Genomic DNA, 13,113 nt, shown 5'->3' on the forward strand with positions numbered 1-13,113 from the left:
AATGCCGGACAAACAGTGTGGCGCCGTTACGGCCGGGTACCCAGATGCGCGAACGAGGAGCACCCACCCCCGAGGAAAGGAGCAGCGCATGTCCGAGGAAGCCGCGCGCGGTGACGACGTGTACCAGCCCGAGAACTCCGACGCGCAGAACCGGCCGACCGACGACCTCGACCTGGAGAACGCGATCGGGGAACGCGACCTGGACGAGATGCTCGACGAGGGCTACTCACCGCCCGAGCGGGCCCTCGGGGTGACGAAGCACGGCACCACGGCGGAGGAGCAGCGCGAGGGCGAGTCCCTCGACCAGCGGCTGGCCCAGGAGACCCCCGACGTGCGCCCGCCGGACGGCGACGAGGTGGGTGACCTGCCCGGAGGCGAGGGCGAACCCCTGGAGGAGCAGGCGGCCGACACCCGCGCGGGGCGCATCGCCCCGGTGGCGGAGGAGGCGCCGCGACGCAACATCGGCGTACTGGGCCGGGACGTGGGCATCGACGGTGGCGCCGCGTCGGCCGAGGAGGCGGCGATGCACGTCGAGCCGCCGGCGGACGAGGACGAGGCGTTGTAGTCCGCCGGTACGACGCACGGCACGACAGGCGGTCCGGCGACAGGCGGTCCGGCGCGCGGAGATGACACCGCTGACACCACCGGCACTACACCGAGTGAAACTGGGCGCCTTGCTCGACACCGTACGCAGGGCTGATGTCGAATAGTGGCACGCACGTGGTTCTGCGTGGTCGACAGATGTGAGTAGCATCCGCCCCCAACAGTCGTGCAAGGAAAGTGAGCTGTCATGGCAGAGGACAATCCCACGCTGCAGTCCCAGTACGCCGGTCAGGTCGACGCCGACCTGGCGCGCAACACCGCCGAACAGGAACGCGTCCGGTCCGAGGTGGACGCGCTGCGCGGCCGGCTCGAAGCGCTGGAGAAGGACCACGAACTGCTGCTGAGCATGCGCGCGGCCCTGGGCACGCCGTCGGGGAGGAAGGCCAAGCAGACCAAGCCGGCCAAGCAGACCGGGGCGGCCGGGAGCGCCGCCCCGACGGTGCCCGGCGCCCGGCGCGCCAAGTCGGCGTCCACCGGCGCCAAGAGCCCCGGCAGGCGCACCGCCGAACGCACCGGCAAGGCGGCGCCGGCGAACACCGGGGCGAAGGCGGGCAAGACCTCGCCCCCGCTGCGTGAGCTCGTCGTCGCCGTCCTCGCCAAGCACGACGAACCGCGGTCGGCGGCCGAGGTCACCCAGGAACTGACCGAGGCACACCCCGGACGCACCCTCAGCGTCACCGTGGTGCGCAACGCGCTGGAGGCCTCGGTCGCCAAGAACCAGAGCGAGCGGACCAAGCAGCAGAAGTCCGTGTACTACCGGGCCGTCAAGAACGACGGTGCGAGCGAGGAACCGGCCGCCGAGGCGGCCGCCGTCGGCGCGTAACGGACCGCGCGGAGACCGGAAAGCCTCGAACACGCGCTGAACATGCCGCCCGCACCGTGCGTACTACGGGCTACCTGCGCCCGAGCCAGGTGTGGCGAAACGTCTCTGTGTCGACGACAGGAGCGGACATGACTGATCGCGTGGAATCGATGATGCAAGGTCTCCCCGGCGGCGGCGCCGAGCTCTCGGTGGTGCTGACCCTGCGGTGGGACGACGTGGCCGCGCTCGGCCGGGAGGCGAGCCGGCTGGCCGAGCAGCGCGGGGCGCCCGTGACGCTCGACGAGGCGGCCAGCCACCGGCTGCGCACCTGGTCGTCGGTCGCGAACGCGCCGGACGAGCGCAAGAGCACGGTGTCTCCACCGGGCCCGGCGCCTGCCGCGCTCACCGGCACTCCCGCCGCCGACCGGACCAGGCCGCATGTGGGCCACCTGAGCGAGACCGCTCCGGTGGCCTCCATCCCGCAGCACGCCGCCCCGTCGACGCAGACCCCGGTGGGAGCGGGCGCCGCCGCGCACAGGTGAACAGCGCCCGCACGCCGGGCAGCCGCCGGTGGCGGGGGGTTCCCCGCACCACCCGCGCGCACGGAAGGGGGCCGGCGTCCGTCCAGGACGCCGGCCCCCTTCCGTGCGCGGTCGCGGGGGTGCCGCTGCCACCGCGCACGAGGCGGCGCGGGTCCTAACGGGCCGCGGCGGACGCCCCGTCGCCTGCGTCGTCCGCTCCCGGCAGGGTCGCCGCCATGTACGACGACCACACCCGCAGCGGCAGGAAGTCGCCCCGCTCCACGCCCGGTCCGCCCGCCCCGGACAACGGGAGCAGGGCGGCCTCACCCGGCCGGGTCCGGAAGACGGTCACGGCGGTCGACACTTCCTCGGTGTAGCCGACGAACCAGGCGGCCCGCAGCCGTTCGTCCGCGCCGGTCCGCCCGGCGGCCACCGGCCCCAGCGCGCGCAGTGTGCCGGGCTCCAGGGCGTCCACCGCGACGTCCCGCATCGCCCGCGACACCTCCCGGGCCACCTCCGTGTCGAGCACCTGCCGGCCGGGCGGCCGCTCCAGCCCCTCCAGGCGGGTGCCCCGGTAGGTGACCGACGTGACCGAGTACGGGTCCGTACGCCGGCCGTCCTGCGCGAAGGTGGCGTACGCGTCCGCCATCCGTACGGCACTGGGCGTGGAGGTGCCTGCGGAGAACCGCCGCTCCAGGGGCGCCATGCTCTGCGGCAACAGGCCCGTACTGACCGCGAGATCACGCACCTTCGCCAGACCGACGTCCTCGCCGAGGCGGCTGTAGACGCCGTCGCCGTCGCCCACCAGCGCCTCGCGCAGGGTGGGCAGACCGGTGGCGAAGGGCAGGACACCGCCCGGGAGGGGGCCGCCGGTGCCCGCCCGCTCCTGGGGCGACAGCGGCGTCCCGGAGACCAGCGCGCCCGTCGCGTCGTAGAAACTGTCGGCGGACACCGGCGGCGGGGGCACGGCGCTCCCCGCCGACCGCACACCGTGCTGGAGCGCCGCCGCCAGGACGAACGGTTTGAAGGCCGCACCGACCGGCACCCCCGCCGTGTCGGCGTTGTTGGTGAAGTGCCGCGTCGCGTCGGGACCGCCGTACAGCGCCAGCACCGCCCCGTCGCCCGGGCGGACCGACGCGGCGCCGACCTGGACGTCGCGGTCGGTGCTCCGGCGTTCGGGGTCCAGCGTCCGGGCGGTGGCACTGTCGACGCTCTGCCGCAGCCGCTCCACGCTGTCGCGGTCGAAGGTGGTGCGGATCCGGTACCCGCCGCGCCCCAGGTCCTCGGCGGTCAGCCCGGTGCGTTGCGCGATGTACTTGTTCGCCACGTCCACCAGGTAACCGGTCTGCCCCGACAGGCCGGTGGGCACGGACTGCCGGCGCGGCTCCGGGAACTCGGTGTACTCGGCCCGCTCCTGCCGCGACATGTGACCGAGCTCCACCTGCCGGTCCAGGACGTACCGCCACCGCGCCTGTGCCCGGCGGTGGTTCGCCTCGCTCAGGGACGGGTCGTAGTCCTGCGCCCCCTTGAGCAGCGCGGCCAGCAGCGCGGCGCGGCCGGGGTCGAGGTCCTTCGCGTCCATGCCGTAGTAGGCCCGCGCGGCGGCCTGCACCCCGTAGGCGTTGCGCCCGAACCAGCTGGTGTTGAGATACCCCTGGAGGATCTCCGCCTTGGACAGGGAGCGGGAGAGTTTGACCGACAGGCACAGTTCGCGCAGCTTGCGGTCAACGGTCTGCTCCGGCGTCAGGTAAGTGTTCTTCACGTACTGCTGCGTGATGGTCGAGCCGCCCTGGATCTGCCCCCCGCGCGCCATGTTCACCACCGCCCGGCCGACGCCCGCCACGGAGAAACCCGGGTCGCTGTAGAAGTCGGCGTTCTCCGCCGCGATCACGGCGTTCTGCAGGGAGGGCGGGATGTCGGACAGCGGGACGGCCTGCCGGTTGACCGCCCCGACGACGGCCATCTGCGTGCCGTCGGCCCAGTAGTACACGGTGGCCTCGGCGCGCGCGGAGGCGTTCACGTCCTCGATGCGCACGGTGGAGTACACGTAGGCGACCAGGGCGGCGACCGTACCGCAGCACAGCAGCAGCAGACCGAGCAGCTGGCGCCAGGACGGGACCAGCCGTGCCAGGCCGCGACGGCCCCGGCGCGGGTAGTCGACGCGCAACCGCCGGCCGACACCGGAAAGCCTGCGCGGCGCCGCCCCCACGTTCCGTCCCATTCGACGCATCACAGATGCTCGCCCCTTTTCTGTACGATCACGGTCACCCTGCCGCTCCCTACTACGCGGGAAGGCCGGTCACCGTTCAGGGGGCCCCGGGCGCCGGCCGGGCCAGCCAGTCCGCCACGGCGCCCGCGATCGGCTGGCCGGTCTCCAGCTCCACGAAGCCGAACTGCCCGCCCTGGTTGCACTCCAGGAACCACCACACGTTCTCGGCGTCCTCGGCGAAGTCGAACGCCGCGAACGCGAGCCCCGCCAGGTCGGTGTACTCGCGTACGGCCCGGGCGATGCGGTCGGGCACATCGACGGGCTCCCAGACGCCGCCGGTGTCGCCGTAGCGCCCGTCGACCTGCCCGGGCGCCGCGGCCTTCCGGGCGGCGAACATCCGGCCGCCGACGCTCGTCAGCCGGATGTCGGCGCGCTTGGGCACGTAGCGCTGCAGCAGCGTGGGGCAGGCCGCGACGCCGCCGAAGTCCGTGCCGGGCTCGACCAGGGCGGTGGGCAGGGCGATCGCGGGACCGTCGCGCGGCGGCCCCGAGAGTGACTTGACCACGACCGTGCCGTACTGCGCGGCGAACTGCTCGGCCACGCGCGGGAAGGTGGTGACGACGGTGGGCGGCACGGCGAAGCCGCTCTGGTGGGCGAACCGCAACTGCCAGGGCTTGAGCCGGGCCTGTTCCGCCTGGCGCGGGTGGTTCATCCACCGCGCGGTGGTGGAGTACAGCACGCCGTGCAGCGCCTGTCCGGTCTCGGCGGTGAGCCAGCGCGACGGCTCGCCGGCGTGCGCCGCGGGCTCGCCGGGCCGCCGTACCCAGATGGAGCGCAGCGCCTCGGAGCTGACCACCCGTCCGTCGACCGACAGGTGGCAGTGGAAGTCGCCCCGTACGTACTCGGCCGAAAGCCCGGCGTCGTGGGGCAGATCGGCGGGGTCCAGGCGCACCAGCGGGACTCCCCGTTCGTGCAGCCCGGCCACCACCAGGTCCGTCGTGACGTCCTGGTGGCACGTCAGGATCAGTACGGTCATCGCGGAACGCGCCGGACGGTCAGTCGTCGAAGTGCGTCTGGGAACCCGCCGTCGACGTGGTGGTGCCGACGGCCAGCAGGAGCACCCGGTCGCTGATGGCGGGACGCCCGTCGGGCAGCAGGTTGAGCTGGAGAGCACTGCTGTAGTCGTACGGAACCGGTACGTCCGGCACCGCGTTCTGCTGGGCGTAGTTCAACACGAACGGTCGCATGGAACGGGCTCCTCGTCGCCTGATCATCGAGCGGTGTACAGGGGGCTGTACGCACGGGCAAGGCCGAGGATTCAGCATCGGCGATGTGATCCGCGTCAGTACGCCGCTCCGCTACGCCCCGCGATCCGCCTCGGCCCACCGCAGCCTGAGAAACCCGGCGGCGCCCGGATCCGGCTCCAGGCGCGTCGCGAACGGCTGCCCCGCCCTCGTCAGGGCCTCGCACAGCCAGTCGGCGTCGGCGGCCGGCGCGCGGCGCAGTGTCATCCGGCGGGCCAGCAGCGGGGCGACGCGCAGACCGGTCAGCTCGCCCGTACGCGCGTCGAGCGACGGGAAGTACAGCGGACGCAGGTCGTCCCGGTACCGCTCGTAGCCCCGGATGCCCTCGTAGTCGTCGATGAGGTCCCCGCAGCCGTACAGGACGAGCCTGCCGCGGTAGACCTCGATCGGGCGCGGGTGGTGCGAGGAATGGCCGTGGACGACGTCCACGCCGCCGTCGACGAGCCGTCGGGCGAAGGCGGTCTGGGCGGGCGGCACCGCGTACCCCCAGTTCGACCCCCAGTGGATCGAGACGACCGTCAGATCGCCGTCCCGCCGCACGGCCCGCAGCCGCCGTACGAGTCCGTCCGCGGTGCGCCGGGAGAGGTCGGGCAGGAAGTCGACGCCCGGCCGGTCCGTCCCGGCCGCCCACCGCGCCGGAATCCCGCTGGTGGCCGACCCGCACGACAGTACGAGCACCCGTCCGCCGCCCCGTGTGGCGACGGCCGCCGGCCGCCGCGCCTCGGCCGCATCCCGTCCCGCTCCGGCGCGGGGGAGACCGGCGGCGCGCAGGACGTCCAGCGTCTCCTCCAGGCCGCGGCGGCCGAAGTCCAGGACGTGGTTGTTGGCGAGCACGCACACATCGGGCCGCGCCGCCGTCAGGCACGGGACGTTGTCCGGGTGCATCCGGTAGTTCACGGCCTTGCCGGGGGCGAAGTCGTCGCTCGTCGTGACGCTCGTCTCCAGGTTGACGACGCGGACGTCCGGCGCCACGGCCTCCAGCACGTCCAGCGCCGCGCCCCACGGCCAGGTGAAGTGCACCGGCCACCCGGGGACCGTGCCGTGGGCGGCCTCGGCGAGTGCGACGTAGTCACGGGCGTCGCGGATGTACCCCTCCCGCAGCGCCGGGTCGCCGGGGTGCGGAAGGATCTGGTCCACGCCCCGGCCCGTCATCACGTCGCCGCTCAGTGCGAGCGTCACGGGAGTCTGGCCCACGCGCCCCATTCTCCCACCGCGGGCTCCGTCCTCACCGGGCCGCTCGCCCGCGCCTCACTGCCCTGGGTCCCGCGCCTCACTGCCCTGGGTAGGGAGGCTGCCGCGCGTACGGATTGGGCTGGTACGGCGGCTGGTTGGGCTGGTTCCGCGGAGCCTGGGGGTAGGGCGGGCCCGGTTGCGCCTGCTGCTGGTACCCGCCGTACCCGGGCGCCGCGGCGGCTCTCCCTCGGTTGCGGGCGACCACGATCACCGTGATGACGAGGCCCAGGACCACTACGGCCACGATGCCCGCACCGATGGTAATCAGCATTCCCATGGACTGTTTCCATCCTGAACGTCACTGGCGAGAGGGGTGGCGAACCGACCGGAGCGTGCCGACCGGCGCCGCGGCTCAGCGTACGTGATCGCCGGCCTCCTGCCGGGCGGGCCCGGCGCCTCAACGCCGGTAGAGGCCGACCAGGGTGCCCTCAGCCAGCTGCCGCCCCTCCACCGCCGCGTGCACGTCCTCGGCGCTCACCTCGTCGGCCAGCTCGACGGGTTCCGAAAGCGCGTACAGACGGAAGAAGTAGCGGTGCGCGTCGTCGCCGGGAGGGGGCAGCGGGCCGCCCCAGCCCGACTCGCCGAAACCGTTCATCAGAGGCTGCCCGCCCGTCGGCGTCCGCCCCTCCTCCACGCCGCCGGACGCCGGGTCGATGCCCGTGACGATCCAGTGCGCGAAGGTCCCCGACGGCGCGTCGGGGTCCTCGCACAGGAGCAGCAGCTCCGCCGTGCCCTGCGGCACGCCGGACCACGACAGGTCGGGGGAGACGTCGTCACCTTCCTTGGCGTAGCGGCGCGGGATGACCGCACCGTCGTCGAACGCGGAACTCCTGATCTCGATACCGGCCATGCGTGAAGTGCTACCCCGCCGCGGCGCGCGTCCGCCGAGCCGGTCCGCACGTTGCCTCGGGTGGCGCAACGGCGCCGCTACCCCGGTGGCCCCGCCGCCCCGGGCGGGCCCGCGAGGGGTTCGGCGACCGCTGTCTGGGCGGGCCGCAGCAGGTGGCCGCCGACCCGGTAGCCCGGCCGGAGAACCGCGGTGCAGGTGGGCCGCTCGACGGCGTCCGTCCGCCGGTACGAGACGGCCTCGTGCACGCAGGGGTCGAAGGCATCGCCCGCCGCGCCGAACGACTCGAGCCCCAGGGCCGCCAGTTCCGCCCGCAGCGCCCGGTCGACGCGCGCGAGGCCGTCGGACACCTCGCCCCGCTCGGCGGCCCCGGCCAGGGCGTCGAGCACCGGCAGGAGCCGGCCGAGCACGTTGGCCACGGCGATCTCGCGGACCGCGAGGCGGTCGCGGCGCACCCGCTTGCGGTAGTTGTCGTACTCGGCCTTCAGCCGTTGCAGGTCGGCGGTGCGCTCCCGCAGTTCCGCGTCGAGCGCCTCCTCGCGCGAGGGCGGCGGCGCGTCACCCGGGCCGGGGCCGGCCGGGGCGCCGGCGGCCCGCCGGGCCCGTTCCTCCGGCTGCGCGGCACGCCGCGGCAACGCGTCCGGGGAGCCGCCGCCGTGCCGCCCGTCCCGGACGAGCTCCAGCGGCGGAACCCGGTGGCCGGCCCTGCCGGTCGGGCGGTTCATCCCGCGCCTCCCTGCTGCTTGTCGTCGTCGACGATCTCCGCGTCGACGACCTCGTCCTCACCCTGCGCCCGCGCCCCGCCGTCGCCCGCGGCCCCCTCGGCACCCCGGGCCTGGCCCTGGGCCTGCGCGTCGGCGTACATCGCCTGGCCGAGCTTCTGGGAGACGGCCGCGACCTTCTCGGTCGCCGTGCGGATCTCCGCGGTGCTGTCGCCCTCGGCGGACTCGGCCTTGAGCTTCTCCTTCAGCTCGCCGACGGCGGTCTCGACCTCGGTCCTCACGTCGCCAGGAACCTTGTCCTCGTTGTCCTTGAGGAACTTCTCCGTCTGATAGACGAGCTGCTCGGCCCGGTTCCGCGTCTCGGCGGCCTCCCGGCGCCTGTGGTCCTCCTCCGCGTACTGCTCGGCGTCACGGACCATCCGCTCGATGTCGTCCTTCGGCAGCGACGAGCCGCCGGTGACGGTCATCCGCTGCTCCCTGCCGGTCCCGAGGTCCTTGGCCGTCACGTGCATGATGCCGTTGGCGTCGATGTCGAAGGCGACCTCGATCTGCGGGACGCCGCGCGGGGCCGGCGGCAGACCGGTCAGCTCGAACATGCCGAGCTTCTTGTTGTACGCCGCGATCTCGCGCTCCCCCTGGAAGACCTGGATCTGCACCGACGGCTGGTTGTCCTCGGCCGTCGTGAAGACCTCCGAGCGCTTCGTCGGGATCGTCGTGTTGCGCTCGATGAGCTTCGTCATGATGCCGCCCTTGGTCTCGATGCCGAGCGACAGCGGTGTGACGTCGAGGAGCAGGACGTCCTTGACCTCACCCTTGAGGACACCGGCCTGCAGCGCGGCCCCCATCGCGACGACCTCGTCGGGGTTGACGCCCTTGTGCGGGTCCTTGCCGGTGAGCTCCTTGACCAGCTCGGTGACGGCCGGCATCCGGGTCGAGCCGCCCACGAGGATCACGTGGTCGATGTCGGAGAGGTCGATCCGCGCGTCCTTGACCGCGTTGTGGAACGGCGCCTTGCAGCGCTCCAGGAGGTCGGCGGTCAGCTGCTGGAACTGCGAGCGCGTGAGCTTTTCGTCCAGGTGCAGCGGCCCTTCGGCCGACGCGCTCAGGTACGGCAGGTTGATGTTGGTCTCGGTCGCGGCCGACAGCTCGATCTTGGCCCGCTCGGCGGACTCCCGCAGCCGCTGCGTGGCCATCTTGTCCTGGGAGAGGTCGATGCCGTACGCGTTCTTGAACTGCTTGGCCAGGTGATCGACGATCCGCTGGTCCCAGTCGTCGCCGCCCAGATGCGTGTCGCCGTTGGTCGCCTTGACCTCGACGACGCCCTCACCGATCTCCAGCAGCGAGACGTCGAACGTGCCACCGCCGAGGTCGAAGACGAGGATGGTCTGGTCGTTCTCCTTGTCCAGGCCGTAGGCGAGCGCCGCGGCCGTCGGCTCGTTGATGATCCGCAGCACCTTCAGACCCGCGATCTCCCCGGCCTCCTTGGTCGCGGTGCGCTGGGAGTCGTTGAAGTACGCCGGAACCGTGATGACGGCATCCGTCACGTCCTCGCCCAGATAGCTCTCCGCGTCGCGCTTGAGCTTCTGGAGCACGCGCGCGGAGATCTCCTGAGCGGTGTAACGCTTGCCGTCGATGTCGCCGTGCTCCGGGAAACGCCACTGCGCCTCGCCCATGTGGCGCTTGACCGACCGCGCCGTGCGCTCGATGTTCGTCACCGCCTGCCGCTTGGCGATCTCACCCACGAGCACGTCGCCGCTCTTCGCGAAACCGACCACCGAAGGCGTCGTCCTGGCCCCCTCGGTATTGGTGATGACCGTGGGCTCGCCGCCCTCCAGGACGCAGACCACCGAGTTCGTCGTACCAAGGTCGATACCCACTGCACGTGCCATTGCCTTCTCCTCACCCTGCTCACCCGCTCACCCCGCGCTCCACCGGGTGGGGCGCGTCGGGGTGCAGCGCGCGCACGAGCCCGCGGTACGCCGAGGTGATCCGCCCGGCCGGGGCGATCGGCTCCACGCCCGGCACCGTGTAGGGGGCGGGCGCCCGGACGGCCGGGCCCAGCTCTGCCACTGCCCTCACCTCCCCGCTCTGACCTGCGGATATGGAGGAAACCCTCTTCAGAATCCTGGATAAAACGCAACCACCCGCTTGTCAAGACGCACGACGGGTGGACAGGTCGCCCGCTCAGGCGTTCCCTGGAGACACAGACCCACCGGTCCACCCCGCATCGTGAGCGAAGGGGGCGCCGTGAACGACACGTTCCTGGTCGGTGTTCACGCCACCGGCCCCGACAGCTGCCGGATCACCCTGGCGGGGGACCTCGACGTCGTCAGCGCGCCGGACCTCAGACAGGCCGTTCAGGCGGCCGTGGCCGGCCATCGCAGCGTCCTGGTGGACTGCCGGGGCCTGACGTTCTGCGACTGCTCGGGGCTCAACGCGCTGCTGGGCGCGGCCCGGGCGGCGAAGGCCGGCGGAGCCGACCTGCGGCTGTGCGCCGTCCCGCGCGCCCTGGCCCGGCTCCTGCGGCTGTCCCACACCGGGGGCGCGTTCACGATCGAGCCCGAGGCGGCCGACGCGCGGTAGAGCCCGCGCGGCGGCGCGCCGCCGTTGTCCGGCGTGCGCCGCCGCGCGGGCGGTCTCTCAGAAGGCGCCGTAGTTGACCTGCCACGTGGGCAGCCCCATGCGGCGCCACAGGGCGACCACCCGGTCGCGGTCGTCCAGCGACACCCGCACCGCGTACCGGTGACGCACGTGCCGGTCGAACAGCTCGGCCTTCACCACGTCGTCGCGCCGCCCGTCGCCCGCCGGGCGCATCCACAGCTCGTCGTACGGCACGTCGTGCCGCCGCAGCCACGACTCGGTCTGCGCGCGGTACTCCTCACCGCGCCCGGACAGCAGCACGACCACATCGTTGTCGGCGCGCCGGAACGCGTGCAGCGCCCGCCGTACCGCGTCGTTGAGCAGGTCGACCTCGCACCGGGTGAAATCGTACGGCCCGCGGTCCCCGGTCAGGGCGAGCGTGCCGTCGATGTCGCACATCACCGCGGCCGGCAGCGACGGGTCGGGCACGTACGGCTCGACGGGTGCCTCGTCGTTCAGCCACGCGTCGGTGAGCCGCCATCCGCCCCGTCTGGCCTGCGCGTGTTTGTCGGCCAGGATGCGGATGACCTCCTCGCCGACCCGCCTGTCCCGCTCGGCGTCGCGGCGTACGCACTCCTCGACCGGTACGTCCGTGAAGTCGTGCACGGTGAACGTGGCAAGGCCCGCGACCGCCGCCTTCAGCCGCTTGGGGATGTGCGGCGTCATGTGGGTGTTGTCGACCACCACGTCGAAACCGCCGTCGACGGCAGCCCGCACCGCGGCGTCCTGGATCGCCAGCACCGTCTGCTCGTGCGCCCACGACCTGCGCTCGGCCGCGGGAAGGTCGAGCATCGCGCGCAGGTCGTCGAGGTTGACCCGGCGCATCCGGCCGTCGGCCCGTTCCTGGAGCTCGCGCGCGGCGGTCGTCTTGCCCGACGCGGGCAGCCCCGTCATGACATGTACTACGGGCACGGGTCAGTTCTCCTCGTCGGTCTTGAAAGGGTCGGACGCCTCCGGCCGCACGGCGCGCCACACGACCAGGTCCGTCGGGCGTCCGTCGAGCCGCAGGAACATGGCGGCCCGGATCCGTGCGTCGGGCAGTTCCTTCACGGCACGGGCGAAAGCGGCCCGGTCGCCGGTCAGTGGGGCGAGCCGGCGGAACGACGTGTCGATGGCGGCTTGGAGCGCCGCCGCCTCGGACTCCAGGCGGTCGATCACCCCGCGCACCCAGGCGTCGAACTCGTCCGGCACCTGTTCCAGCAGCGCGTCCAGCGGCCGACCGCCCGCCGCTGTGATGCCCCCGAGCTCGGCGCGCGAGCACCCCAGGCCCTGCGCCAGCCGCTTGACGGACATCCCCGCGAACCGCTGGATGCCGTGGCCACGCCAGATGTCCCGCTCGGTGACGCCCGTCATGACCTTGTGGAGCCGTACGTACTCGGACAGCTTGGCCTTCGCCCGCACCCCGGAGGCGAAGCGCAGCACGAAGCCCTCGGCGTCGGTCCCCGTCGCGGACCGGCCACCGGGCAGCGTGTTCGCCTCGGCGAGCGCGATCAGGTCGGCGAGGGGCAGGGCGGGCCACACCGTGACCACGGACCCGACGCCCTTCCAGGCCGCTCCGGCCCCCGCCACGGGTATCTCGGTGCCGTCCCTGCCGAACGCCGCGAGGAGCACGAGGTCCCTGCGGTCTCCGTAGTCGACGACGATGCGGTTCTCCGGGTAGACGATCTCCGCGAGGTACGTCACGCCCGGCGTCAGCGCGGACGTGTCCCGGGCGTCGAGCCGGCGCTGCGCCCACCTCGCCTGCGCGCTGATGAAGGAACCCTTGGACGCGACCCGCCACCGGCCGGCGTAGTGGAAGACCACCGCGAGGCTGCCGTCGACCTTGTCGTACACCTCGAACGGCTCGTCCGGCAGTGCGGGCGCGTACGGCTGTCCGGCCTCGTGCTCACCGACGTTGAAGAACTTCGGCAGCGGCAGCGCGACGATCTCGCCCGTGGCGTCGTCGGCCACGAGCCCGCGGCACCGCGTCGTCACCTCGTTCCAGATCCGCTCGTACTGGCACGTCCGCGTGTAGGTGTAGATCGACAGCGGCAGTTCGGGGTGCGGCTTGCGGGTGACGTGCCCGGCGTCGAGCGCGGCTGCCAACTCGGCCGGCGGCAGCAGTTCTTGCAGAGTCAGGTACGCCTGGCTCATGGTCCCTCCCGGTTTCTGATGCTCCATTCTTTCGTGAGGGAGGGTCCGGCCGACAGCGAATAAGTGCGGGCCGCCGATCGGGCCGCGCAGGTCAGAGGG

At 72.8% G+C, this 13,113-nt stretch carries 15 protein-coding genes; 4 read left to right on the forward strand and 11 right to left on the reverse strand.

What is annotated here, in order from left to right; genetic code table 11:
* Window positions 1–88: 88 nt before the first annotated feature.
* From E2E34_RS00940 to E2E34_RS00950, 3 genes are all read left to right on the forward strand, one after another.
* Window positions 89–565 (forward strand): DUF5709 domain-containing protein, encoded by a 477-nt coding sequence (locus E2E34_RS00940; protein ID WP_138899973.1) that lies wholly within the window; start codon window positions 89–91, stop codon window positions 563–565.
* 225 nt (window positions 566–790) lie between these two features.
* On the forward strand, window positions 791–1,426 hold the full coding sequence (locus tag E2E34_RS00945) for a hypothetical protein (RefSeq protein ID WP_138899974.1): 636 nt from the start codon (window positions 791–793) through the stop codon (window positions 1,424–1,426).
* Window positions 1,427–1,554: 128 nt separating this feature from the next.
* Entirely contained in the window at window positions 1,555–1,947 is a 393-nt protein-coding gene (locus E2E34_RS00950; RefSeq protein WP_244315452.1) for a hypothetical protein, read from the forward strand.
* 154 nt (window positions 1,948–2,101) lie between these two features.
* On the opposite strand, the gene E2E34_RS00955 is transcribed toward E2E34_RS00950, so the two are convergent.
* From E2E34_RS00955 to E2E34_RS35200, 9 genes are all read right to left on the reverse strand, one after another.
* Window positions 2,102–4,147: a transglycosylase domain-containing protein gene (locus E2E34_RS00955; RefSeq protein ID WP_138899975.1), complete on the reverse strand. Its 2,046-nt coding sequence runs from the start codon at window positions 4,145–4,147 to the stop codon at window positions 2,102–2,104.
* An 85-nt stretch (window positions 4,148–4,232) separates the two neighbouring features.
* Complete coding sequence (gene tgmB, locus E2E34_RS00960) at window positions 4,233–5,171, reverse strand: ATP-grasp ribosomal peptide maturase (RefSeq protein WP_138899976.1); 939 nt, start codon at window positions 5,169–5,171, stop codon at window positions 4,233–4,235.
* Between the two features lie 19 nt (window positions 5,172–5,190).
* Window positions 5,191–5,382, reverse strand: coding sequence for a putative ATP-grasp-modified RiPP (gene tgmA, locus E2E34_RS00965; protein ID WP_138899977.1), 192 nt, complete (start codon window positions 5,380–5,382; stop codon window positions 5,191–5,193).
* Window positions 5,383–5,493: 111 nt separating this feature from the next.
* Window positions 5,494–6,642, reverse strand: a complete 1,149-nt coding sequence (locus E2E34_RS00970; RefSeq protein WP_138899978.1) for a CapA family protein — start codon at window positions 6,640–6,642, stop codon at window positions 5,494–5,496.
* A 67-nt stretch (window positions 6,643–6,709) separates the two neighbouring features.
* On the reverse strand, window positions 6,710–6,949 hold the full coding sequence (locus E2E34_RS00975) for a hypothetical protein (protein ID WP_138899979.1): 240 nt from the start codon (window positions 6,947–6,949) through the stop codon (window positions 6,710–6,712).
* A 120-nt stretch (window positions 6,950–7,069) separates the two neighbouring features.
* A complete protein-coding gene (locus E2E34_RS00980; RefSeq protein WP_138899980.1) occupies window positions 7,070–7,522 on the reverse strand; it encodes a YbhB/YbcL family Raf kinase inhibitor-like protein in 453 nt (150 codons plus the stop codon).
* A 77-nt stretch (window positions 7,523–7,599) separates the two neighbouring features.
* Window positions 7,600–8,244 carry a nucleotide exchange factor GrpE gene (gene grpE, locus E2E34_RS00985; RefSeq protein ID WP_138899981.1) on the reverse strand — a complete coding sequence of 215 codons (645 nt, stop codon included), beginning with the start codon at window positions 8,242–8,244 and terminating at the stop codon, window positions 7,600–7,602.
* The gene (gene dnaK / locus E2E34_RS00990) at window positions 8,241–10,130 is read right to left on the reverse strand and encodes a molecular chaperone DnaK (RefSeq protein WP_138899982.1); all 1,890 of its coding nucleotides are present in this window, start codon (window positions 10,128–10,130) and stop codon (window positions 8,241–8,243) included. The genes grpE and dnaK overlap by 4 nt, the downstream gene beginning before the upstream one ends.
* A gap of 19 nt (window positions 10,131–10,149) precedes the next feature.
* Entirely contained in the window at window positions 10,150–10,311 is a 162-nt protein-coding gene (locus tag E2E34_RS35200; protein ID WP_167518168.1) for a J domain-containing protein, read from the reverse strand.
* Between the two features lie 177 nt (window positions 10,312–10,488).
* On the opposite strand from E2E34_RS35200, the gene E2E34_RS00995 reads away from it, so the two are divergent.
* Window positions 10,489–10,824: an STAS domain-containing protein gene (locus E2E34_RS00995; RefSeq protein WP_167518171.1), complete on the forward strand. Its 336-nt coding sequence runs from the start codon at window positions 10,489–10,491 to the stop codon at window positions 10,822–10,824.
* Window positions 10,825–10,881: 57 nt separating this feature from the next.
* Here E2E34_RS00995 and E2E34_RS01000 read toward each other — a convergent pair whose 3' ends face one another.
* Window positions 10,882–11,793, reverse strand: coding sequence for a phosphatase domain-containing protein (locus tag E2E34_RS01000; RefSeq protein ID WP_244315454.1), 912 nt, complete (start codon window positions 11,791–11,793; stop codon window positions 10,882–10,884).
* Between the two features lie 3 nt (window positions 11,794–11,796).
* Window positions 11,797–13,014, reverse strand: a complete 1,218-nt coding sequence (locus E2E34_RS01005; protein WP_138899984.1) for an RNA ligase — start codon at window positions 13,012–13,014, stop codon at window positions 11,797–11,799.
* Window positions 13,015–13,113: the final 99 nt, after the last annotated feature.

This window comes from Streptomyces albidochromogenes (genome assembly GCF_005981925.1).
Taxonomy (GTDB): Bacteria; Actinomycetota; Actinomycetes; order Streptomycetales; family Streptomycetaceae; genus Streptomyces; species Streptomyces albidochromogenes.

Excerpts from the sequence above, each read along its gene's own strand:
- E2E34_RS00940 (WP_138899973.1), top strand. The coding sequence starts at position 89 with ATGTCCGAGGAAGCCGCGCGCGGTGACGACGTGTACCAGCCCGAGAAC.
- E2E34_RS00945 (WP_138899974.1), top strand. The coding sequence starts at position 791 with ATGGCAGAGGACAATCCCACGCTGCAGTCCCAGTACGCCGGTCAGGTC.
- E2E34_RS00950 (WP_244315452.1), top strand. The coding sequence starts at position 1,555 with ATGACTGATCGCGTGGAATCGATGATGCAAGGTCTCCCCGGCGGCGGC.
- E2E34_RS00955 (WP_138899975.1), bottom strand. The coding sequence starts at position 4,147 with ATGGGACGGAACGTGGGGGCGGCGCCGCGCAGGCTTTCCGGTGTCGGC.
- tgmB (WP_138899976.1), bottom strand. The coding sequence starts at position 5,171 with ATGACCGTACTGATCCTGACGTGCCACCAGGACGTCACGACGGACCTG.
- tgmA (WP_138899977.1), bottom strand. The coding sequence starts at position 5,382 with ATGCGACCGTTCGTGTTGAACTACGCCCAGCAGAACGCGGTGCCGGAC.
- E2E34_RS00970 (WP_138899978.1), bottom strand. The coding sequence starts at position 6,642 with ATGGGGCGCGTGGGCCAGACTCCCGTGACGCTCGCACTGAGCGGCGAC.
- E2E34_RS00975 (WP_138899979.1), bottom strand. The coding sequence starts at position 6,949 with ATGGGAATGCTGATTACCATCGGTGCGGGCATCGTGGCCGTAGTGGTC.
- E2E34_RS00980 (WP_138899980.1), bottom strand. The coding sequence starts at position 7,522 with ATGGCCGGTATCGAGATCAGGAGTTCCGCGTTCGACGACGGTGCGGTC.
- grpE (WP_138899981.1), bottom strand. The coding sequence starts at position 8,244 with ATGAACCGCCCGACCGGCAGGGCCGGCCACCGGGTTCCGCCGCTGGAG.
- dnaK (WP_138899982.1), bottom strand. The coding sequence starts at position 10,130 with ATGGCACGTGCAGTGGGTATCGACCTTGGTACGACGAACTCGGTGGTC.
- E2E34_RS01005 (WP_138899984.1), bottom strand. The coding sequence starts at position 13,014 with ATGAGCCAGGCGTACCTGACTCTGCAAGAACTGCTGCCGCCGGCCGAG.